Raw genomic sequence first — 22,155 nt, 5'->3', positions numbered from 1 at the left:
AGAGGGGAATGTGAAAACTTTGTGAGTTTTCTGTAGGTATTGCCTTACAACGCGTTCGGCACGGGCATCAGCACAGGGCTGGCTTGGCATCCGACGGCTGATCGAGATGGGCTTGAAGGTGCAAGCGCAGGCGCAGGACTTCCTGTTGCAACTGATCGCGCTCGTCTTTCAACTGGCGCAGTTCATCGCGACGGAGGGTGACGTAGAGGGTCTGTGGCGGACGGGTCATCTGTGCTGTGCTCATTGCTTACCTCGCAAATAGCCGGTAGATCGCGGTGCCAAAACAGGTTTCTGGCAACAGTCGGAAGCAAGTTTGAATTCTTTTTCGCAGCAAGGGAACTTTTTTATTTTTGGTGGTCGTGTGACTTTTGCCGGGGTGATGGTGAAACGATGGCAACTTTTTTGCCATGAAACTACACGGATCCGCTCTGGACTAACCCTCATTAGCCTCATTGCGCTATAAACTATGTCACACATTTTTTAGAAGTTAGGAGCATCAGCACATGCAACTGGGGATTATCGGACTAGGCCGCATGGGCGGTAACATTGCGCGGCGCCTGATGCTCAATGGGCATACCACCGTTGTATACGACCGTAACGAAGCCTTCGTCAAAGCCTTGAGCGAGGAGGGCGCCACCGGCGTCGCCGACTTGAAAGCGCTGGTGGCCGGCCTGCAAAAGCCCCGTGCTGTCTGGGTCATGTTGCCAGCGGGCGCGCCCACCGAAGACACCATCAACGCACTGAGCGAATTGCTGGAAGACGGCGATGTGATCATCGACGGCGGCAACACCAACTACAAGGACGACGTGCGTCGCGGCAAGGCCCTGGCTGAAAAGGGCCTGCACTATGTGGACGTGGGCACCTCGGGCGGCGTCTGGGGCCTGGAACGGGGCTATTGCATGATGATCGGTGGCGACACCGAGACCGTGAATCGCCTCGACCCGATCTTCAAAAGCCTCGCGCCGGGCCTGGGTAACATTCCGCGCACCAAGGACCGTTCGGCCTCTGCCGACCCACGTGCCGAGCAGGGCTACATTCACGCCGGCCCAGCGGGTTCCGGGCACTTCGTCAAGATGATCCACAACGGCATCGAGTACGGGATGATGCAGGCGTTTGCCGAAGGTTTTGACATCCTCAAGACCAAGAACTCGGAAAACCTGCCGGAAGACCAGCGCTTTGACCTCAACGTTGGCGACATCGCCGAAGTCTGGCGTCGTGGCAGCGTGGTGTCGTCCTGGCTGTTGGACCTGACCGCCGACGCCCTGGCCACCGACCCGAAACTCGACGGCTACTCGGGCTCCGTGGCCGACAGCGGTGAAGGCCGTTGGACCATCGAAGCAGCCATGGAGCAGGCGGTGCCGGTTCCGGTGTTGTCGACCTCGCTGTTCGCGCGTTTCCGTTCCCGCCAGCAGAGCACCTACGGTGACAAAATGCTGTCTGCCATGCGCTTCGGCTTTGGCGGCCATGTGGAGACTTCCAAAAAATGACCGCCAACGGCAAGAAACCCAAGGCCGAACCTGCTCCACCCACCACATTGTTTCTGTTTGGCGCCCATGGCGACCTGGTCAAGCGCTTGCTCATGCCGGCGCTGTACAACCTCAGCCGTGACGGGTTGCTCGGTGATGGCCTGCGTATCGTCGGCGTTGATCACAACGCCATCAGCGATGCGGACTTTGCCAAGAAACTCGAGGACTTCATTCGTACCGAAGCCTCCAGCAAAGTCAGGGGCAATGCCGAGAACGCCCTCGACCCCGCGTTGTGGGCGCAACTGGCCAAGGGCATCAGCTACGTCGAGGGCGATTTCCTCGACGACAGCACCTATGCCGATATCGCCAGCAAGATCGCTGACAGCGGCACCGGCAATGCGGTGTTCTATCTCGCCACTGCACCGCGCTTCTTCAGTGAAGTGGTGCAGCGCCTGGGCAGTGCCGGTTTGTTGAATGAAACGGACGAGGGCTTTCGGCGCGTGGTTATCGAGAAGCCGTTCGGCTCCGACCTGGCCACCGCCGAGGCGCTCAACGCCTGCCTGCTCAAAGTGATGAGCGAGAAGCAGATCTACCGCATTGACCATTACCTGGGCAAGGAGACGGTGCAGAACATCCTGGTCAGCCGTTTCTCCAACGTGCTGTTCGAAGCGTTCTGGAACAACCACTACATCGATCACGTGCAAATTACTGCCGCTGAAACCGTCGGCGTTGAAACCCGGGGCAACTTCTTCGAGAAGACCGGCACACTGCGGGACATGGTGCCCAACCATCTGTTCCAACTGCTGGCAATGGTCGCCATGGAGCCGCCGGCAGCCTTTGGTGCCGACGCGGTTAGGGGTGAGAAGGCCAAAGTGGTCGGTGCGATCCGCCCCTGGTCGCTGGAAGATGCGCGGGCCAACTCCGTGCGCGGCCAATACACCGCCGGAGAAATCGCCGGCAAGCTATTGCCCGGCTATCGCGAAGAAGCCAACGTCGCGCCGGACAGCAGCACCGAGACGTTCGTCGCGCTAAAAGTGATGATTGATAACTGGCGTTGGGTCGGTGTGCCGTTTTACCTGCGTACCGGCAAGCGCATGAGCATCCGCGACACCGAGATCGTGATCTGCTTCAAGCAGGCGCCTTATGCACAATTTCGCGATACCGAAGTCGATGAACTCAAGCCCACTTACCTGAAAATCCAGATCCAGCCTAACGAAGGCATGTGGTTCGACCTGTTGGCCAAGCAGCCTGGGCCGACCCTGGAGATGGCCAATATCGAATTGGGCTTTGACTACAAGGACTTCTTCGAGATGCAGCCGTCGACGGGTTACGAAACCCTGATCTACGACTGCATGACCGGCGATCAGACCCTGTTCCAGCGCGCCGACAACATCGAGAACGGTTGGCGTGCGGTGCAGCCGTTCCTGGATGCGTGGAAGCAAGATGATGGTATCCAGGCCTACAAGGCCGGTGAAGATGGCCCGGCGGCGGCCGATGCCTTGCTGGCCCGCGATGGCCGCGCCTGGCATAGCCTCGGATGAGTGACGTGACGATTCATCCCGTCCGGTTTGTCCTCAGTGATGTGGACGGGACGCTATTGCATCCCGACCACAGCCTCAGCCAACGCACCGCCGATGCCATTCGCGCTATGCGCGAGGCTGGGGTGATTTTCAGCCTGGCCAGCGGGCGTCCGCCCAAGGCCATGCGGCATTTGATCGAGACCTTTGGCATCGATGTGCCGGTGGCTGGCTTTAATGGCGGTACGTTGGTCAACCCGGATGGCAGCATCCTGGTTGCTCATCATCTGCCGGCGGAAGCTGCACTCATCACCCTGGCGCTGTTTTCCGCCGAGCCGGACGTGGAAGTCTGGGTGTTTGCCGATGGCGACTGGCTGCGCCGTGATCCGCCCGGGCCCATGGTGCAGCGCGAAGCCGATGGCTTGGGCTATGGGCCGGTAGTGGTGGAGAGTTTCGAGCCTTACCTGGACAGGGTCGACAAGATCGTCGCCGCCAGCAACAACACCCAGTTGTTGGTGGAGCTGGAAGCGCAATTGCAGCCGAAAGTGCAGGGGTTGGCCCAGGTGTCGCGTTCGCAGCCGGTGTATCTGGACGTGACCGCGATGCTGGCCAACAAAGGCGAAGCCTTGAAAACCCTGGCTGAACACCTGGGCGTACCGCTTGCACAAACGGCTGCGATTGGAGACGGTGGCAATGACCCGGCGATGTTTCATGTGGCGGGGTTGTCGATCGCCATGGGCCAGGCCGAAGAAACCGTCAAGCGCCAGGCCAATGTGGTCACGGGCAGCAATGTCGAAGACGGCGCTGCCGAGGCGTTCGAACGCTTTATTCTCGCCGCACGTTAAGCGTGCAAGTATGACTGTACAACTTCCAGCTCAAGTTTTACTTGGGCTGGAAGTTGCTGCATTGCATTACTTTGGCATCGCCCAGTGTTGCAACTGGTGGCCATCTTTATCGAGCTCGGCACGGGCCTGCAATAGCAGGTTTTCAAGTTGGGCCGGGTCGGTATAGGCAGTCGACGGCAACTGTTTGCTGCCGATACGGGTGTTGGTGCGGTCGATGACGCTCAGGCTGAGGGCGCCAACGCCATCGTGCCAGGCCACGCATTGAAAAGGCTGGAAGGCACGGTCTGCAATCAAAAGAGCTTCGTTGATGCGCAGCGGAGCGTTCATTTGGGTCTTCTCTCTGTATGCCCATTCAAGTGAGTACCGGCGGTTGGGCGGACCGTGCGGTGGGTTACTTGTACTGATGCACGATGGTGGGGTGCGGGTCACATGCTAGGGCAAGAAATTTTAACGTTCCCTGATTGACGTCATGTAAGCGGCTGTTTTGAAAGCGCAATAAACCTTTGACTGGCGAGCAACTTCTGGCGCGCTACGAAACAGGCATGGCTTTTTGCCCACGCTTATAGCGAAAGGGTACAAGGTAAGCGTCAAGATCTTGCTAGGGTTACCAACAGTCGACACAAACTGTTGTTTCTAAATAACTTTAACAATATTGGCGCCAAGGAACAGTCATGGTTGCGACACCCGCCCAACGCCGCTTACTGGTGGTCGACCCCTGTGACGATTGCCACGGGTTATTACCCGGCTTACGCACCGCCGGCTGGGAAGTGGACAGCTGTGCCTTGGAGGCGGTAGGTGAGCGCTCCTGCGATGTGGGCCTGCTGCGTTTGCAACGCGATCACCTGGAACGCCCTGAAGCAGTCAAGGAGTTGATTGGTCGCAGCGGCACCGAGTGGATCGCCGTGCTCAGCCAGGATGTACTGCGTTTGCAGAACGTCGGCGATTTTGTCTGCGAATGGTTTTTCGACTTTCACACCTTGCCCTTCGATGTATCCCGGGTGCAGGTGACCCTGGGCCGTGCGTTCGGCATGGCGCGCCTGCGTGGCAAGGGCTACGCCCCGGTGGATGAGCCCCATGAATTGCTGGGCGAAAGCCGTCCCATCCGAGAGTTGCGCAAATTGTTGTCCAAGTTCGCGCCTACTGAGTCCCCGGTGTTGATCCGCGGTGACAGCGGTACGGGCAAAGAGTTAGTGGCCAAGACTTTGCACCGCCAATCCCAGCGGCACGCCAAGCCGTTCGTCGCGATCAATTGCGGCGCCATCCCTGAACACCTGATCCAGTCCGAGTTGTTCGGCCACGAAAAAGGCGCGTTCACCGGCGCCCACCAGCGCAAGATCGGACGTATTGAAGCGGCCAATGGCGGCACCCTGTTCCTCGATGAAATTGGCGATCTGCCGATGGAGCTGCAAGCCAACTTGTTGCGCTTTCTTCAGGAAAAACACATCGAACGCGTTGGCGGCAGCCAGCCGATCCCGGTGGATGTACGCGTGTTGGCTGCCACCCACGTCAACCTCGAGGCCGCGGTGGAGAAGGGCGCTTTTCGCGAAGACCTGTATTACCGCCTGAATGTGCTGCAAGTGGTCACCGCGCCGTTGCGCGAACGCCATGGCGACGTGGCGATGCTGGCCAACCACTTTTCACGTTTCTACAGCCAGGAAACCGGACGGCGCCCGCGCAGTTTCAGCGAAGAGGCTTTGGTGGCGATGGGGCAACACCCGTGGCCGGGCAATGTGCGTGAACTGGCCAACCGCGTGCGGCGCGGCCTGGTGCTGGCCGAAGGGCGGCAGATCGAAGCGGTTGACCTGGGGCTGCAAGGCCAGCAAGTCATTTCGGCGCCGATGGCGACATTGGAAGACTACAAGCACCGTGCCGAACGTCAGGCGCTGTGCGATGTGCTCAACCGGCACAGCGACAACCTCAGTGTTGCGGCGCGCGTGCTGGGGATTTCCCGGCCGACGTTCTACCGGTTGCTGCACAAACACCAGATCCGCTAGGGCGGGTAAACCCAATGTGGGAACTGGCTTGCCTGCGAAAGCGGTGGTTCAGTTGAAGATTGGGTGACTGGCACACCGCTATCGCGGGCAAGCCCGCTCCCACAGGGGACTTGTGCCAGGCGTTGATGTTGTGGGCAATATAAAGCCAATGTGGGAGCTGGCTTGCCTGCGAAAGCGGTAGTGCATTCACAGACACAGCAACTGACACACCGCCTTCGGGCAATGATCGTTCCCACGCTCCGCGTGGGAATGCATCACCGGACGCCCCGCGTCCCTCTTATTGCTAGAAGTAATACGGGAATTTCAGGCTGAACGTAAAGTCCGGTGCATCATCGGTCATGCCAATCGCCAGGTTCGGCACGATGGTCAGGTTATCCGAGGCGGCAATCGTCATACCCACGTTGAAGTAGCCCGCGTTGGCATCGCTGGACACCACCGATTGCCAGTCGCCGCCATCCGGCTTGAGCTTGCTCTTGCGCTGCACCAGGTCGGAAACCGAGAACGACATGCTCATCTTCTCGTTCAGGGCAAAGGCGACGCCGACCCCGAATTGGAAGCTGTCGCCCAGGCGCACCTTGCCTCCCACCTTCTGATTGACTTGACTGCTGATGTCATCGAACGAGTCTTCAAAGTTGTGGGTGTACGACAACGAACCGAACAGCACGGCCGGGTCGAAGGTCTTGACCAGGGAAATGCCCGGTGTGACCGACCAGACCCCGTTGCCCGTGGGCAGGCTTTCGGGCACGTAGAGGTTGTCGTTGTTCGGTTGCTGGACCAGTTTGATACCAAAAGGCTCCTTGCCCGTCGGTGCCTTGACGCGCACGGATACCACCGCGTCCGGCAAGGTCGAGGTTTCGTCGAGGAACTTGTACGCCACGCCAAAGTTGACATCGCCGATGGTCGGGTCACGGGTCACGGAACCTTCGGAGGTGGCGGTGGCGTCGTTGCCGGCGCCGCCCGACTGGTAGGTGGACTCGCGGTACACCACCGGCACGTTCAGGTCGAACTGCCAGCGGTTGTCGACGTTGTAGCGCCCGGTAAGGTCCAGGGTCCAGCTGTCGGATTTGATCCGGTCCAGGTTGATGTTGCCGAGGAAAATCGAGTCCAGCGCCAGGAAACCATTGAGCGTCAACTGGCGCGCGTCATAACGGGCATAGGTGATGCCGGTTTCCACGCTGAACTTGCCATTGCCGAAAAAGCCGCTGGCTTCGTTGTACAGGTTGCTCACACTTTGCGCAGGGGCCGAGTCGTCCTTGAGGGACTGGCCGTAGGAGCTGCCACCCCCGCCAGCGCCACCGGATGCCGCGGCTGCGCCCGTACCACTAGCCGCGACAGTGTTAGCGCCGTTCTTGAAGTCAGCCGGTGATTTGGCCAGGCGCCTGGGGGCGGGCGTTGCCGGTTGGTCCTCGACCTGACGCACACGTTGTTCCAGCACAGCCAAGGCTTTTTGCTGCACGTCGTAGCGTTGCTTGAGTTCCAGGAGTTCCTTCTTCAGGGTTTCGATGTCAGCGTCTGGCGCGGCATACAGCACGGATGCGGGCAAGAGCGTACTCAAACAAACCACCGCACGTAGCGATAACGATCGATGCATGAAATAAGCCGTCCTTTTCTAATGCGAAAGTGTCGAGGGTCAGCGTAGTTCAATAACCGAGCGTGCGTAGGCCTTTGAGTTGATCCAGGTTGCAGTTCAACGCGGCGTTGTTCAGCCCGTTATTGTTCATCACGACATTGATCTGGGTGATGTTTCTGACAAGGTTGCTATCGCCGGTCAATACCGTGCCCTGCAGCACATTGCCCGCGCCGATCTGTTGCAGGCTGTTGCCCTGGTTGTGATTGGCCTGGATGGCCATCTGCACGCCGCCACTGTTGGCCGATACGCTGACACGGCCCGCGGCGCTGTCCCCGGTCACTGTGCCGCCCGCCACCAGCACCTGGCCGGACTGCAGGTTATTGGCGGGGCTAACCCCATTTTCGACGTTGATGCCCACATTGTTGTAGGCGGCGTTGCCATCGCCGGCGGCGCGTACACTTTGGGTCACGCCCTGGCCGCTGCCGAGGCCGGCACCACCGACCACATTTCCGGTGCCCGTGTTGGGGCGCGTGCCGGTACCGGTCGAGCCGGTGGTTTGCACGTAGAACTGTGGGGTAATGGTGGTCTTGTCGATGTGCATGTTGGCTGTGCCGGTGATGTTGTCACCGACGGCATTGGTCCAGGTGCTGCTCATGACAATGCCAAAGCTGATGATGCGCCCCGGCATCACGTAACGACCACGCAGTTCGGCCATTTCGGCGTCCTTGAGTTCGATGGGCTTGAACCCCGAGGACGCATAAGCAGGCATTGAGGCGGCCAGACACAAGACCGTCAGCCAACGGGAAGTGTTCATCTGCTGCTCCTGGGGCGTCCTGCCCCTTATTGCGCTTCTAGAAGAAGTCGCTCTGGATAAAACCGAAATCCATCAGCTCGGCATCGCCCACAGGCCGGAACTCATTCATCTGGCTCTTGGCGGTCAGCGGCAGGGGCGGGTCGAGCAAGACGTTGGCCTTGTCGTAGCCCTCGCCCAGTACGGCGAAGACAATGCCATTCCAGCCTTTGACGAAATCGTCATGGGAATAGCGCTTGTGGCCCAATACGGGGTCGCCGATGTACACCCAGTCCTTGTCGGCCCGTTGCAACACCACGAAGTGCTTGTAGCCGCGGATTTCCAGCAGCACCACCACGGGGATTTTCACGGTCAGCAGGGTCTCGGGCGCGATCTTGTAGCCCCGGGCACGCATGCCGATGCTTTCGAGGTAGCGCTTCATGTCCAGCATGGAAAAGCCCTGGGTTCGTACCAGATCCTGGTCGGCAGTGACCAGCATGCCTTTGATGATGTGTGCTTCGTCGACGTCCAGCCAATAGGCCTGGCGCAGGATGGTGGCGAGTGCCGCGGCACCGCAGCTGAAATCGGTTTTCTGTTCCACCAGATTGGCGAACCGGCGCTCGCGAATGCTCTCCACCTTCTTGAAAATCACCGCACCGCCGGGCATGGCGGAGATTGCCATGGTGCCTGCCCAGGTCGTGCCGGTGAGTAACATCAGGAGGGTGAGGGTCGCGATACGCATGATCGAATGACCTGTTGGACACTGGAATAAAAAGGGCCTTGTCGCCAAGGCCCCGTTGGATCAGAAGCGCACGCCGCTGGCGCAGACGCTGCAACCTTGGCCGATCGACAGGCTGTTGCTGCCTTGGTTGCCCGCACCGGATTGCAGGTTGACACCTACGTTGCCGGAGTTGCGGTTAACCGAGTTGTCGAGGCTTGCGTTGTTGGACACGTACTGAGGCTTGCCATAACCATGGCTGCTGGCGGCCGTGTTCAGGTAGCTGTTGTTGAGCGAGTTCTGCTCGGTGTTGGAGGCCGCTGCGATGTTCTTGCCGTCAGCGGTGGTGATGGCCAGGTTGTTTTTACCCTGGTTGCCCTGGCCGGCCTGGCCGTTGTAACCCACGTTGCCGGAGTTGCCGGTGATGGAGCCGTCCAGAGAGGCGTTATTTTGCGTGCCTTTGTTGACGAAGTTGTTATGCGAGCTGCCTTGGTCGACATCAATCACGGCAAACACGGTGGCGAAGTCGCCTTTGGCACTGGAGATGGCGCCGGCGTTGTCAGCCTGGTTTCCGGAACCTGATTGTGCGTTGACCCCGACATTACCGCTGTTGCTATTTACCGAGTTGTCGGCTGATGCATTGTTCTCGGTGTTGGTGTCATCGAATTTGTTGTGTTCGCTTTTTTGCACATCGGTGACGACAGCGGCCACGGTACCGGTGGGTTGTGGGGTTGGATGCCAGCCACCCGCTTGAGCAGCAGCAGCCATGAGTGCGGCGAGAGCGAAAACCATTGGTTTCAGAGCCATTTGAGGTTTCATGGTGTTTCTCCTTGCTTCTAATTAGTTGGTTAAGTGTTGGTACGGTCTAACGAACGTCTACCAAGCGGTTACTTGATAGTGATGCCCAGGGTGTTAGCCACTCGGTTCCCCACCCCGGCACTCTGGTTCACCTGTGTTACTCCTCGGCTGCCGGTGAAGGCCTGGTCGCTGGTCACGACCTGGCGGCTGCCAGTGGTGGGGGTGAGCCCTGAGTCGGTTGCCAGCGTCGTCGTGTTCTGTTGCAACAGGACGCTGTCATCGATGCTCTGCGGGCCAGGGTTGAGGCTGATCCGCACTGCGTTGATGGATTGATTATTGGCCCCGGCAGACTGGTTGATGCCCAGCACACCGTTGCCACTGCTGAATGAGTTGCCCTGGATCGCGGCCTTGGCGTTCAGGGACGGGTCGACCTTGCCGTCGACGCGCTGGATGTCGAGGTTGGTGGCCTGGCCACCGAGCGCGATGGCGCGGCTGTTGGACATTTGCTGCCCCGTGCCGGCGGCCTGGTTGATCGACAGCACACCGTCGTACTGCTGGCCGCTGTGGTTGATCACCGCGCTGTTATCGGCCATTGCCGAGGCGCTGCCCAGCAGGGCGAATATCAACAGGGCGCGCTTCATCACTTGCCCCCCATCATGCTGCCGAGGTTGTTGAGCGGCGCCATGCCACGCTGGACCGAGTCGCTGATCTGCCCGCCCATGCTGCCGCCGCTGCCCGCACCGTGGCCGGCCGCTGCGCCAGCGCCAAGTGTCGACATGCTGTTTTGGGTGGCACCCAGGCCCGACAAGCTGCCATTGGGCTGAAGGGAGCGGGCGAGGCTGGAACCACTGCTGATGCCGCCGATGTCCCTGTCACTGAGTTCGCCGGTCAGGGCGCTGTTGATCTCTTTGCTGGGGTTGGCGTTGGCGGTATTGGGGTAGGGGTCGGGCAGGGAGGTGCGCCCGTACATGTGGCCCTGCACCGTACGCCCGGTCACGATCACACCGTCACCCGCCTGGCTCGTCAGGCTGACACCTGCACTGAGCACGCAACCGATCAGCAGTACGTTTATCGACGAGGTGTGTGTGAGTGTGTTCACGGCGGCAGTCCTTATTCTTAACGCTGACCCTAAACAGCGTTGTCAGGGAAAGAGCAGAAGGCGTGCCGCTTTTTATTAGATGTTGATATTCAAGGGGTTGGGATTAAGTCGGGGCAAAGTGATGGCAACTCTGTTTCAGCGTTGAAACAGTCCTGAGCGCTTGAGATATGCCTGTGCTCGCCTCACGCCGTCTCAGCCATGTAACACTGCCTGTGACAGAACCATGAATCCGCATACGGCGGGCGATGCAGGTGAGGGAGGTGTTTCAAAAATGGACACCCGCGGCCCAAACGTACCGCTTGGCGCGAGCGGGCTCAGCCCTTGGGGGTTTTACGCGGAATGGAATTGAGCACGGGGTTGCCGTCCTGGTTTTGGGTCAGGTAGACCGGCAACACCTTGGGCAGGGAGGGCACGAGGTTGTTGACCTCGTTGATGTTATAGATACCGCCGACGCGAATCGCACCGGTACTGGCGTCTGCAAGCATCACCGGCTTTTTCAGGTAGCGGTTGATCAGGGGCAAGGCGTCCGTGAGGGTCAGGTTGTCGAGCACCAGCTTGCCCTGGCGCCATGCCAGCGCGGTGTCATCGGGATTGATAGCGGCGACCTGCGGGGTGGCGTCACCCTGGCGGAAACTGGCTTGCATGCCTGGGCTAAGCGGCACACTGGCATGCTCGCCGTCGCTGGAGATCTGCACCGAGCCCTCCAGTAACATCACCCGCACCTGATCTTCATATTCCCAGACATTGAACTGCGTGCCGGTCACTCGCACCTGGCCTTCGCCGGCCCGCACGATAAACGGGTGGTTGCTGTCGTGCGTGACGTTGAAGAACGCTTCGCCCTTTTTCAGGGTGACACGGCGCTGGTCCTTGTAATGGCTGTAGACCAATTCGGTACCCAGGTTCAACTCCACTTGGCTGCCATCGCCCAGGGTGACTTTTTTCAAGCCATTGGCTGCTTCGAACCGTTCATATGAGCTGGGCAACCAGCCCGCTTCCCAGCCGGTGAAGGCGGCAAGCGGCAATGCCGCCAGGCACACCGCTGCGGCCACCGCGTAGGTGCGCAAGCGGCGGGCCGGCTTCTTGATTGGGACCACCACCGCCTCAGGCTTGTCGCGGGGCAGGTGGTCGGCCACGTCCCAGATTTCGAGCATGGCTGCATATTCGAAGGCGTGCAGCGGATGGCCATCGTGCCACTGGGTAAAAGCCTGACGTTCGTCCGCCGTGCAATCTGCAGCATGCAGGCGCATGCACCAATGCGCGGCGGCGTCGGTGATGGCGTCATATTCGGTTTCTGAAAGGGGCTTTTCGCTCATTAACTCATCCTGATTTCCCACATTCTAACCTCCCAAGGTAGACGGCGAGAACCGCATCATGGCGATTGCACATCAATTGGAACTTATTCTTGTTTGTGTGCGCCTAAAAAATCAGGAATTAACCTGTCGTCCACTATGGAGTACGAAAATGTTGAAGAAAACCTTGATCGCCCTGTGTGCTACTTCCGCGCTGTTGAGCGCTGGCGCCGCCATGGCCGACAAGCCGGGTGCAGGCTGGATCACCATTGAGAAAGCCATCGAGGTGGCGAAAACCAAGGCCGGCTACATTGAGGTCTACGCCGCTGAAGCGGATGACAATGGCTATTGGGAAGTCAAAGGTCGCAAGTCCGATGGCATCGTGTATGAGGCGCGCATCGACGGCGCTTCCGGTAACGTGCTGCGTGACCAGAAAGACTGATGCACTCGCCGGGGGCCGTTCAGGCCCCCGGCTCCAACTGGCGGCCAAGATGGGTGATCAGGTACGTCACCGAGTCGGCGTTGGCCAGGATGGTGTCAATACGCTTATCAGGGACTGACATGAAAATGATCCTCGCGTCCTGCAGGGTCTTGGCGCCAGTAGCCTTGAAAATTTTCTTTTCAATTGCAGAACCAGGCTTAAAGTCTTCCCACAATTCGGTGAGGCTGTCTTGAGTCTTGAACAGCATCGTTGCAGGCGTCATCGTCGATAACGCGGTGCTGCGCAAATCTTCCAAGGTGGTTTTAAGCACTTCGGCGCCGGGCCTTGCGACATTGATCAAGTCTGGGAAGGGTCGCATGCTGTCCAGGTAGGCAATGTCCACGGTGTCGAGCTTCAAGTGCGATAATTCGTGAATCAGCGTGCTGGCCCTGGCGTGCGTCGATATGTTGAACGCCACATTCTCCAGCAGACGGTTCTGGTAGACGTCCAGATTGGGGTCGAAGAATCGGCTCAGCAGATACAGCTTGCGTTCTCTGTCGGCGGGAATCATGAATGCATAATCCGACGCCGGATCCTGTCGGCTGGTGCCCGCGACAAAGCGCATGGAGTTCGGACCGGTCAAGCTGGGGTCGGTGAGTTCATCGATGATCTCGTCGATTATTTTTGTGACTCTCAAGACCTGGTCCGGGGTCAGTGTGACGACACCAAACATTTCTCCTAAAAATCGCCCAACCCGGCTGTCAGGGTCGCGTTGTACAGCAAATTGCGTAACGTTACGGCGGCAGTTCAGCGCGTAATAAGTCGCAAAGTTCAACGCTTCAGTGATGGCTTGGGCTTTCCAATAGGTCAACGCGCCAATATCGCGGATGCCGACCGCTTCAATGTTGATATCCCGTACTTCATTGCGCCACGTCTTGAGGTACGACTGAGCCCTGCCGAAGCGCGGCTCCTGGCCGCCCAGCTCCAGTACCCATATGCTCTGTGCATTGCGGCCGATGTACGGCCCCTCCTGCTCGTCGTTGGCGAGGCGCCAGTGTTGTGCGGCTTTCTTGACGCTATACACCTTGCCGGCCAGCGGCACGTAGTATTTCGAGTTTTCCTGGTCTTCATACACCTGGCTGAGCGTGCTCTTTTTCAGGTCTTGCAACGCCACGTCCTGTGCCTCGAACGGCTGCAGCCGGGTGCGCGAAGGGCAGGTGACATGCCAGGTGGCGAGGGTGGTGGCTGCGGGCAGTGACTCATCTGTCAGCTCGGCCAGCGAGCGCTCCTTTTCAGTGGGTGGGGCAATGACGGTGCCGTCCAGCGCACTGCGCAGGGCGGCCATTTGCGCCACGCCCCTGACGAAATCCTTGAATGCAGCCTTCCACTGGTGTAGCTGCAAGGCTTCGGCCGAGCGCTTGAACAAGGTGTAGCTGCGCCATACCACCAGCGGATAGGCGAGTTTGCCGGCCATGAACTGCACCGCCGTCGGGATGTCCTTGCCGAACAGACGCGTTGCGTGATCCCACAGGGTCTTGGCGCCTTCTTCGAATTGGCTGCCCAGCACCTTGAGCAACATCAATGTGTTTTCACTGAACAGGTAATGCAGCACATTGCCCGTCACTGCCGAAGCGGCTAGGCGGATATCGGGCGGGCTATGCTGGTTGTTTTTCAGCAAGTGGCGGTAAGTGGCCTGATGCGGATCTTCCAGGTGCATAAGCACCCAGTCCTGCAGGGCGCCTGGCCCTTGTATCTCATCCAGCAAGGCCGTTTCATCCGCGTACTCCTTGAACACATGCTGTTCGCTGTAGGGCGCGTAGAGCACCCATGGACCCTCGCCGGGAAGCTGCGGGCCGATCAGGTACACGCCCAACACCTTGGCGGTACTGGCGCCTTCGGTGGCGATCAGCTCCAGCGGTCGAATCGTCGCCGTGGCCCCGCTGAGTGAAGCTCGGGCCACGGCGTCCGGCATATCGAAAATCTGCTGGACCAGGCTCAAGGCTCGCGTGGAAAGCCGCTCCTGCAACCTTTGCTCGTGGGCGTGTTGCAGCGCTTGCCACGGCAACTGACGGCAAAACAGACGTCTGCGTTGGCATGCATCATCGGTTTGCGCCTCAAGGTGGCTTCGCACCTGTTGCTGATAAGCGCTTTTGAGATCCAGCTGGCGCACCATTTGTATCACGGCACTTGCGTCCAGGGCTTGCGGTAATGGCTTTGCCGTGCGTGAACGCGGGCGGATGTGTTGAACGGTCAGATCTGGCCAGTGCCGCAACGCAAAGTCGGTCAGGTTGTCGACATTCACATCGAGCACTGCATCGGTGGGGATCAGAATGTGATCGGGGTTGAGCGCCTGGCCGGGAAAGCGCGCCTCAAGCAGCGCCATCAGCGTGGTGAAGGCATAAGCACGCAGGGGTTGGATGTCATGCAGGTAGTCGTGTTCATCGTCGGCGTTGTTGCAGTATTGCTCCAGAAGCTCGGCCTGGTGGATTTGGTCCTGGGCCGGCGCCATCCCCAGCCACAGTGGCAGTGCCTGCTGGTTGACCATGGTATCGGCCAGTGTGATTGCCCTGCCAAGGTTGGTGGGTGGAGGCTGTTCGATGACGGCGTCCAACCGGTCCTGCAAGGCACGGGCGCGCAGGCCCATGGATTGCAGGTGATCCACGCCTTCCATGACCGCGTCGTTGTAGCTGTCTACTCGGTCATTCAACAGGTCCTGATCAATACGTTGCAGCGGGCCCTGGCTAAATGCCTGATGGGGCTCGCGCAAGCAGAACGGCAGGTTCTCCAGCAGGCTCAAGCTGTTGAGTGGGTGCGCCAGGCGCTGGGTGATTTCATCGCGCAGGGCGTTGATCGAGGCAAAGACTTCGTAGCCCAGGCGCGGGGTCCAGAGCAGCGCCTGGCCCGAGCGCTGCGGGTCGATACCGCCGCGCTCAGTGATCACGAACGTATTGGCCAGCGGTTGTGGCGTATCGACGGCGTTCAAGTCCAACGTCAAGCCATAGGCATCCGGCAAAAATCCGTTAAGGCCATGGCGTGTCAAGCGCGACAGACTGTCGGGCTGAAATAGCGTGTCGAGAATGGCCTGGCTTGTGGGCGCCAGGGTTTTATCCAGCGACCTCAGCTCGGCTTCGCTGCGTAACCCCACCAGCATCGAGTGGGCGTGTTTGGCGTGAGTCTTGACGAGAAACTCATGGGGTTGCTGGCGCATGGCGTGCTTGGAAAACAGCAGCAGGACGCGCTCGATGACGGTGTTGAACGTCTTGAGCGTCATGCTTGGCAATTGCATGAAGACATTGCCTTCGCCCCGTGTATAGAACTTCGTCCTGGACGAGAAGGGCACCGCAGGCGCCTCTTGGGCCAGGCGTTCAATGAAGTGCTCAAGCATGCTCAATGACTGCACTGCCGGACGCTCTTCACGCTCCTGGGCACGCGTGGCGTAGGTATTGATATACACCTCCTCGGCTTTGACTGGCTGTTGCTGCAGTTGCAGTTCAGCGTTGAGCGTGTCAGCGACGATGCTACGTAAGGTCGGGTGATGCGCGCGCTCCATCGCCAGCGCACGCTCAATCGCCCGCAGGTTCTGAAGCTGCAGCCGGGCGCGCTCGGCCTTGACGGTCGAAGGGCGGCCATTACCGCGGGTGACCGGATGCAAGGTCCAGCGCCCGTTGGTCTCCAGTGTGGCCAGTTGATTGTCCAGCAAGGCACGTACGTCCAGGGCACTGTCGAGCAGGGCTGCGAGGTCCACTTGGCCATCGCTGCGCCGGTAGATTTCCAGGGCGTGGTTAAGGTTCTCCGTTTGCTTGCGCGCAATGTCTTGTACCAAGGTCACGAACACATTGCCGGGTATCGGCCTTGCCGCGACGGCGATCGGGTCCAGGCCGAGCAGCGTGTCGCGCTCATCCAATGAGAGGAAGTTGAGCCATTCGTCCTCGTAGCCTTCGGCCTTGAGCATGCTCAATAACAGGTCTTTGAGGTCGTCGAGGTTTTCCAGCACCTGTAACCCGCGCGATTGGGTGTAGAGGTACGCGTGGTGCTCGGTGATCATCAAGGTGCTCGCCGGTTCAACGTAATGTTGATGGGGGGCATAAAGGCGCACCTTTTCCACGCTGAGGTTTTCGGCATGGGCGCTGCGGGCGCTTTGGTCGCTGAGGAGCAGGGCCTGAAATGCGTGGCTTTCCTCGGCGGTAATTATCTCGGCCTGGCGCTTGAGCAACACATCGAGGCGAAACTTCTGCGCCACGACCTGGGCAAAAAAATCCACGCGCGAGGTGCCGCTGTCGATATCTTCATTCCAGTAGGTCTGCAGCAGGCTTTCCAACAGCTTCGAGAAAGTACTGGAGCTTTGTTCGATCAAGGCTTCCCAACGCTGGTGATCTTCTTCCCGTTCGGAGGCGGTGAAGCCAGTGGTGTCATGTTTTGGGTTCGAGTATTCGCGTGTCTGCCCTTTGGGCCACCCATGGCGCACATAAAATTGCAGCAGCGCTTCGCTCAAGGTCAGCGAGTTGACCCAACGTGGCGTTGCTTGCTCAGCTTCGTGGGTGAAGACATTGACCCGTGTGTCCCGTTGATCCAGGTGTTTGAAATGGGGGCGGGCCATGACGCTCAGCAGCGTGTCGAGCATGTCAGGCAAGGTCGGGGTTTTTTGCAGGTGGTCGAGCATGGCCTTGACGTTATCCAGCTGGCAGGCCTGGAGCATGCGTGCTTGCTCCGGCATGACTTCACCCTCGATGAGCTGAGTGGTCAACACCATGGGCGTGTCAGCGCCCAGCGCATTGCGTTGGTCCATCGACAGGTAGCTCAGCAAAGGGGCGCTCTGCAGTGGGTCTTCCAATTGCTCGATCAACTCGCTCAGCAGGGCAGCGTGGCTGTCATAGACCTGTATGCCGTTATCCGGGGTGTAGAGCAACGCCTTGGCTGCGTCGGGTGTCGGGCTGATCGCGAACGCGCCGGCAAGGGGGATGGGGGGCTTGCCGGAAATGTTGATCAGGACCTTTTCAACGCGCATGGGGTGATCGTGCCGGCTTGTGTCCTGCCGAGACTCGTCGGTAGCCAGGTAAAGGTTGTACAGCCAATCAAGGTCTTTGGCGGTGAGCCCTAGCGTGCGTTCACGAGCGGTGGGCGAGGCTTTGCCTTGGGGTTTGAGAAACTCAGGGAAGAAATACGGGGGGGTTAAGCGAACCACAGCCTGTCTCCGGCGTGCCAGGAAAAGCACAGGGTAGGCAGGCGCCCGTGGTGCAAGGCGGTAAATATTCAGCGCTGCGCACGTTGACAACGCAGAGAGTGCGTGGTGTTTAATCGAGGGTCTGGATGTCCCATTCGTTGCCCCTTCCAATCATAAAAACGGAGCTTCAAATGTCTGCGCAGTCGACAGTTGCCACCGCTTGTGCCTCGATCCGCTTCGCTGAACTGGTGGAGTTACTTCAACAGGTCTTCGTCCGGCACGGCACATCGCCGCAGGTTGCTGCGATTCTTGCGCACAACTGCGCAAGTGCCGAGCGTGACGGTGCCCACAGTCACGGTATTTTTCGCATCCCCGGTTACCTTTCGACGCTGGCCAGTGGATGGGTCAACGGCACCGCCGTCCCCAGCGTGACCGATGTGGCCTCAGGCTTTGTGCGCGTCGACGCGGGCAATGGTTTTGCCCAGCCGGCCCTGGCAGCGGCGCGCCCGTTGCTGGTGGAGAAGGCACGCAGCGCCGGCATCGCGTTGCTGGCGATCCATAACTCCCATCACTTTGCAGCCCTGTGGCCGGACGTCGAGCCGTTTGCCGAGGACGGGCTGGTGGCACTCAGCGTGGTCAACAGCATGACCTGTGTGGTGCCCCACGGCGCGGATCGCCCGTTGTTCGGCACCAACCCTATCGCGTTTGCGGCACCACGGGCCGACGGTGCGCCGATTGTGTTTGACCTGGCCACCAGCGCCATGGCCCATGGCGACGTGCAAATCGCCGCACGCAAAGGCGAGCGGTTGCCACCGGGCATGGGCGTCGATAGCCTCGGTCAGCCGACCCAGGACCCTAAAGCCATTCTGGAAGGCGGCGCACTGTTGCCATTTGGCGGGCACAAGGGGTCGGCACTGTCGATGATGGTCGAGTTGCTGGCGGCAGCGTTGACGGGCGGCAACTTCTCTTTTGAATTCGATTGGACGGACCACCCCGGCGCGCGTACGCCGTGGACAGGCCAGCTCCTGATCTTGATCGACCCGAGTAAAACCGCAGGGCAAAGCTTCGCCCAACGCAGCCAGGAGCTGGTGCGGCAGATGCATGCGGCGGGGCTGCGTCGATTGCCGGGGGACCGACGCCATCGCACGCGGGCGAAGTCGCAGGAAACCGGGATCGAACTGGATGCGCAGGCGTTGCGCGAGTTGAGGGCCTTGGCGGCGGGATGAAACAGGCTGCGCGATGCGCAGCCTGAATGGATCAGTTACGGCGACCCAGCAACAGGCCGACCACCAGGCCAAAGCCAGCGGAAATGGCCACGGTCTGCCATGGGTGCCCACCGATGTAAGTCTCGGTGGCATCCACAACCGGCTTGCTGCGTTCACGCACGTTGGACACCGATTCCAGGGCTTGCTTGAGTTTGATGGCAACCTGCTCGCGCAGGGTTTCACCTTCCTCGCCCACCAGGGATGCGCTGCTTTTGAGCAGTTTGTCCGACTCTTCGATCAATGCGCTCAGTTCGCTGAACGCTTGGTCCTTGATTTGATCTTCGACAGCTTGGGCGGCGGTTTTGCGGGCCATTGAGTGACTCCTTGCAGGTGGATGTGGCAGTGAACAATGGAGTATCGGTCGGTGGCAAAAGTTGCAGTTTTTTTGCCGGCGCGCTCATCCGAGGCAAAATCCGGATCGGGAACTTTGGGCCTACAGTGTAAGATGTCACCTATTTGTGCAGCAGGTAATTCAACATGAGCTTCAATCTCGCCAACAAGACCCTCGCCGAACGCGCCGAGCTGGAAGATGAAAAGTCGCGCCTCTACGACCTGTGGCAAACCAACCTGGGCAAGGCCAAGGGCGAAGCCGCGCGCTTGTTCGGTGAGCGCGCCAAACGCAAGGGCAAGTGGGCCGAATGGGTACGTGCCGAACTCGATGGCATGTCGCCGCCGGAGTTTTCCAACATGGTGCGCAGTGAAGTCAACAAGCTGATGGCGGCGGCAAAGTAAAGCACGCCACAATCGCTTCGCGCACCTTGAGCAACAGCGGGTCCAACTGAGCCTGGGTGCGCCAGCCCAACTCCACCGGGTAATGCGGTAGCGCCAGCGGGCAGGGCAGCACGCGCAGGCCGGTCATTTGCGCAATGGCGTGGGCCGCATGCCCGGGAATGGTTGCTACTGCGGTGCTGCCTTTGAGCAGATACGGCAACGCGGCAAAGTGGCTGGTGGACGCGCACACGTGGCGGCGCAGCCCGTGCGCCGCCAAGCCTTCATCGGTAATGCCGATAAAACCGCCTGACGACACCAATACATGTTCCCGTGTGACAAACCCTTGCAGGTCGATAGTCTCCTCGCCCGGCGCCAGGCTATGGGGGTCTACCAGGCAACGATAGTCACCTTCCCCCAGCACCTGTCGGCTCAGCCTGCGCTCGGTAAAACCGCCGGCGGTAATGGCCAGGTCCAGCGTGCGGTCGAGCAGGGCGGCGGCGACGATCTGGCTGTAGGTCTGGCGAAAGATCACCCGTAGCTTGGGCAGGCGCAGTGCGATGGCCTCCATCAGGCTTCGGCCATAGGCAATCTCGAAGTCATCCGACAGCCCCAGCACCACCGAGCGGCCCTCGTAGTGCAGGTTTTGCGGGCTGATCATCGCCAGGCTCTGGCGGCAGCGATCCAATGCCTCACTGATCACCGGTTTCAACTGGTTGGCACGCAATGTGGGCGCCAGGCCGCGTCCGGTGCGCACGAACAAAGGGTCACCATACAGCTCGCGCAAACGCCGCAAGCCCGCGCTGATCGCCGACTGCGTCACGCCCAAACGCAGCGCCGCACGGCTGGCACTGGACTCGTCGTGCAGGGCTTCGAAGGTTTTGAGCAGGTTCAGGTCAACCTGGGCGATATTCATTTGGCTCATATCATTTAGCACTGAGGTGGGCTTTATTCATGATCGAGTCTGGCCGGAGAATGGGCAACCCCTATCTATCGGAGTGAGCCTGATGCCCGTATCGACTGTCGCAGCCCTGCAAATCGGCGCCTTGCCTGGCGGCAAGGCTGAAACCCTGGCGCAGATCCTGGCCTATGAGGATCAAATCCAGCGCAGTGGCGCGCACTTGGTGGTCATGCCCGAGGCGCTGCTGGGCGGCTATCCCAAGGGCGAAAGCTTTGGCACGCAATTGGGTTATCGCCTGCCCGAGGGCCGGGAAGCCTTTGCACGGTATTTTGCCAATGCCATTGACGTGCCGGGGCCAGAAACCGAGGCGCTGGCCGGGATGTCGGCGCGTACCGGTGCCAGCCTGGTGCTGGGCGTGATCGAACGCAGTGGCAGCACGCTGTACTGCACGGTGTTGTATTTCGAACCCTCGGGCGGCCTGGTGGCCAAGCACCGCAAGCTGATGCCGACCGGCACCGAGCGGCTTATCTGGGGCAAGGGCGACGGCTCGACCCTGCCGGTGATCGACACCGCGGTGGGGCGTATCGGCGGCGCGGTGTGCTGGGAAAACATGATGCCGTTGCTGCGCACCGCGATGTATGCCAAGGGCGTTCAGGTGTGGTGTGCACCCACCGTGGACGAGCGCGACATGTGGCAGGTGAGCATGCGCCATATTGCCCATGAAGGGCGTTGCTTTGTGGTCAGCGCCTGCCAGGTGCAGGCATCGCCCGAGGCCTTGGGTGTGGAGGTTGCCAACTGGCCGGTGGACCGTCCGTTGATTGCCGGCGGCAGCGTGATCGTCGGGCCCATGGGCGATATTTTGGCGGGGCCGTTAGTGGGCGAGGCGGGGTTGTTGACGGCGCAGATCGATACTGACCAGTTGGTGCGGGCCCGCTACGACTACGACGTAGTGGGGCATTACGCCCGGCCGGATATTTTTGAATTAGTGGTGGACGAGCGCGCCAAGCCAGGCGTTCGCTGTATCACTGACTAAACGCAATCAACCTGTGGGAGCTGACTTGCCTGCGATAGCGGCGTGTCATTCAATTCATCAGTTACTGACGCACCGCCATCGCAGGCAAGCCAGCTCCCACATTTGGTTTTCAGCCACTTACCAGGTGGCGGTGTTCGGCAAGTCCAGGGTGCCACGCTCTACAAAGCGCATGGTGCCAAACAGGCCTCCCGCCAGTTTGCCGCGCAGCACGTAGGGCAGGTTGTTCAGGCTTTGGGTCTGGCTCAGGCCCAGCGTCTGGCGCAACACCGAAAACGCCGAAACGCTGACCGGCACCATCAGTACGGTTTCAGAAAAGCGTGGGATGCTGCCAGCCTGATCGCTGACGCCAGAAGCGAGTGGCCGGCCATTGACCTCCAGGTCCAGGGCCACGCCGTTGTAGTCGATTGCCGCTTCATTGGGGTTTTGCACCCGCAGCTTCACGGCAAAGCGCACTTCCAGGTCCTGGCTTTGCAGCGGCTCGATGCCCACCACATTGATGTTCACCGGGTCGCGGTTGGGGAACAGTGCGCAGGCGCTCAAGGTCAGCAGCAACAGCGATAGAACCATGAGCTTGCGCATA

Annotated in this window: 21 protein-coding genes; 8 read left to right on the top strand and 13 right to left on the bottom strand. The window is 59.9% G+C overall.

Going from position 1 to position 22,155, the window contains the following annotated elements:
• Nucleotides 1–67: 67 nt before the first annotated feature.
• The gene (locus FXO12_RS28725) at nt 68–229 is read right to left on the bottom strand and encodes a DUF6026 family protein (protein WP_164919359.1); all 162 of its coding nucleotides are present in this window, start codon (nt 227–229) and stop codon (nt 68–70) included.
• Between the two features lie 274 nt (nt 230–503).
• Here FXO12_RS28725 and gnd point away from each other — a divergent pair, with 274 nt between their 5' ends.
• Genes gnd through FXO12_RS06000 form a run of 3 tightly spaced genes read left to right on the top strand, consistent with a single transcriptional unit; the run spans nt 504 to nt 3,828 of the window.
• Nucleotides 504–1,487, top strand: coding sequence for a phosphogluconate dehydrogenase (NAD(+)-dependent, decarboxylating) (gene gnd / locus FXO12_RS06010; protein WP_019817573.1), 984 nt, complete (start codon nt 504–506; stop codon nt 1,485–1,487).
• Complete coding sequence (gene zwf, locus FXO12_RS06005) at nt 1,484–3,007, top strand: glucose-6-phosphate dehydrogenase (RefSeq protein ID WP_057977517.1); 1,524 nt, start codon at nt 1,484–1,486, stop codon at nt 3,005–3,007. Before gnd ends, zwf begins: the two co-directional genes overlap by 4 nt.
• The gene (locus tag FXO12_RS06000) at nt 3,004–3,828 is read left to right on the top strand and encodes a Cof-type HAD-IIB family hydrolase (RefSeq protein WP_057977519.1); all 825 of its coding nucleotides are present in this window, start codon (nt 3,004–3,006) and stop codon (nt 3,826–3,828) included. Before zwf ends, FXO12_RS06000 begins: the two co-directional genes overlap by 4 nt.
• Before the next feature lie 66 nt (nt 3,829–3,894).
• On the opposite strand, the gene FXO12_RS05995 is transcribed toward FXO12_RS06000, so the two are convergent.
• Nucleotides 3,895–4,155: a hypothetical protein gene (locus FXO12_RS05995; RefSeq protein ID WP_034127718.1), complete on the bottom strand. Its 261-nt coding sequence runs from the start codon at nt 4,153–4,155 to the stop codon at nt 3,895–3,897.
• A 344-nt stretch (nt 4,156–4,499) separates the two neighbouring features.
• Here FXO12_RS05995 and FXO12_RS05990 point away from each other — a divergent pair, with 344 nt between their 5' ends.
• Nucleotides 4,500–5,822, top strand: a complete 1,323-nt coding sequence (locus FXO12_RS05990; protein ID WP_057977521.1) for a sigma-54 dependent transcriptional regulator — start codon at nt 4,500–4,502, stop codon at nt 5,820–5,822.
• A 283-nt stretch (nt 5,823–6,105) separates the two neighbouring features.
• On the opposite strand, the gene FXO12_RS05985 is transcribed toward FXO12_RS05990, so the two are convergent.
• The 7 genes from FXO12_RS05985 to FXO12_RS05955 all read right to left on the bottom strand — a co-directional run bounded on the left by FXO12_RS05985 (nt 6,106) and on the right by FXO12_RS05955 (nt 12,110).
• Nucleotides 6,106–7,413: a hypothetical protein gene (locus FXO12_RS05985; RefSeq protein WP_034127716.1), complete on the bottom strand. Its 1,308-nt coding sequence runs from the start codon at nt 7,411–7,413 to the stop codon at nt 6,106–6,108.
• A gap of 49 nt (nt 7,414–7,462) precedes the next feature.
• Nucleotides 7,463–8,206 (bottom strand): hypothetical protein, encoded by a 744-nt coding sequence (locus FXO12_RS05980; protein ID WP_034127715.1) that lies wholly within the window; start codon nt 8,204–8,206, stop codon nt 7,463–7,465.
• A gap of 37 nt (nt 8,207–8,243) precedes the next feature.
• On the bottom strand, nt 8,244–8,924 hold the full coding sequence (locus tag FXO12_RS05975) for a C39 family peptidase (RefSeq protein WP_019817800.1): 681 nt from the start codon (nt 8,922–8,924) through the stop codon (nt 8,244–8,246).
• A gap of 60 nt (nt 8,925–8,984) precedes the next feature.
• The gene (locus FXO12_RS05970; RefSeq protein ID WP_003190893.1) at nt 8,985–9,719 is read right to left on the bottom strand and encodes a hypothetical protein; all 735 of its coding nucleotides are present in this window, start codon (nt 9,717–9,719) and stop codon (nt 8,985–8,987) included.
• A 68-nt stretch (nt 9,720–9,787) separates the two neighbouring features.
• Nucleotides 9,788–10,339: a hypothetical protein gene (locus FXO12_RS05965; RefSeq protein ID WP_054897483.1), complete on the bottom strand. Its 552-nt coding sequence runs from the start codon at nt 10,337–10,339 to the stop codon at nt 9,788–9,790.
• On the bottom strand, nt 10,339–10,797 hold the full coding sequence (locus FXO12_RS05960) for a hypothetical protein (RefSeq protein WP_054897482.1): 459 nt from the start codon (nt 10,795–10,797) through the stop codon (nt 10,339–10,341). Before FXO12_RS05960 ends, FXO12_RS05965 begins: the two co-directional genes overlap by 1 nt.
• 314 nt (nt 10,798–11,111) lie before the next feature.
• Nucleotides 11,112–12,110: a FecR family protein gene (locus FXO12_RS05955; protein WP_054897481.1), complete on the bottom strand. Its 999-nt coding sequence runs from the start codon at nt 12,108–12,110 to the stop codon at nt 11,112–11,114.
• Between the two features lie 148 nt (nt 12,111–12,258).
• On the opposite strand from FXO12_RS05955, the gene FXO12_RS05950 reads away from it, so the two are divergent.
• Nucleotides 12,259–12,528: a PepSY domain-containing protein gene (locus FXO12_RS05950; protein WP_014718736.1), complete on the top strand. Its 270-nt coding sequence runs from the start codon at nt 12,259–12,261 to the stop codon at nt 12,526–12,528.
• 19 nt (nt 12,529–12,547) lie between these two features.
• Here FXO12_RS05950 and FXO12_RS05945 read toward each other — a convergent pair whose 3' ends face one another.
• Entirely contained in the window at nt 12,548–17,689 is a 5,142-nt protein-coding gene (locus FXO12_RS05945) for a dermonecrotic toxin domain-containing protein (protein WP_060772952.1), read from the bottom strand.
• Nucleotides 17,690–17,859: 170 nt separating this feature from the next.
• Between FXO12_RS05945 and FXO12_RS05940 the strand changes: the two genes are divergently transcribed.
• A complete protein-coding gene (locus tag FXO12_RS05940) occupies nt 17,860–18,894 on the top strand; it encodes an Ldh family oxidoreductase (RefSeq protein ID WP_057977525.1) in 1,035 nt (344 codons plus the stop codon).
• 31 nt (nt 18,895–18,925) lie between these two features.
• Here FXO12_RS05940 and FXO12_RS05935 read toward each other — a convergent pair whose 3' ends face one another.
• Nucleotides 18,926–19,246, bottom strand: coding sequence for a YqjD family protein (locus FXO12_RS05935; RefSeq protein ID WP_019817806.1), 321 nt, complete (start codon nt 19,244–19,246; stop codon nt 18,926–18,928).
• A gap of 164 nt (nt 19,247–19,410) precedes the next feature.
• On the opposite strand from FXO12_RS05935, the gene FXO12_RS05930 reads away from it, so the two are divergent.
• Complete coding sequence (locus tag FXO12_RS05930) at nt 19,411–19,665, top strand: hypothetical protein (protein WP_003190904.1); 255 nt, start codon at nt 19,411–19,413, stop codon at nt 19,663–19,665.
• Here FXO12_RS05930 and FXO12_RS05925 read toward each other — a convergent pair.
• Nucleotides 19,637–20,557, bottom strand: coding sequence for a LysR family transcriptional regulator (locus FXO12_RS05925; protein ID WP_054897478.1), 921 nt, complete (start codon nt 20,555–20,557; stop codon nt 19,637–19,639). The two genes, FXO12_RS05930 and FXO12_RS05925, sit on opposite strands and share 29 nt — an antisense overlap.
• Before the next feature lie 91 nt (nt 20,558–20,648).
• Here FXO12_RS05925 and FXO12_RS05920 point away from each other — a divergent pair, with 91 nt between their 5' ends.
• Nucleotides 20,649–21,575 (top strand): carbon-nitrogen hydrolase family protein, encoded by a 927-nt coding sequence (locus tag FXO12_RS05920; RefSeq protein WP_057977527.1) that lies wholly within the window; start codon nt 20,649–20,651, stop codon nt 21,573–21,575.
• A 117-nt stretch (nt 21,576–21,692) separates the two neighbouring features.
• Here FXO12_RS05920 and FXO12_RS05915 read toward each other — a convergent pair whose 3' ends face one another.
• Nucleotides 21,693–22,154, bottom strand: coding sequence for an LEA type 2 family protein (locus FXO12_RS05915; protein WP_003190908.1), 462 nt, complete (start codon nt 22,152–22,154; stop codon nt 21,693–21,695).
• Nucleotide 22,155: the final 1 nt, after the last annotated feature.

The organism is Pseudomonas sp. J380 (assembly GCF_009827115.1).
Taxonomy (GTDB): Bacteria; Pseudomonadota; Gammaproteobacteria; order Pseudomonadales; family Pseudomonadaceae; genus Aquipseudomonas; species Aquipseudomonas paracarnis.
The sequence above is the reverse complement of the archived record's forward strand: the minus strand, read 5'-3'. Positions and strand labels throughout refer to the sequence as shown.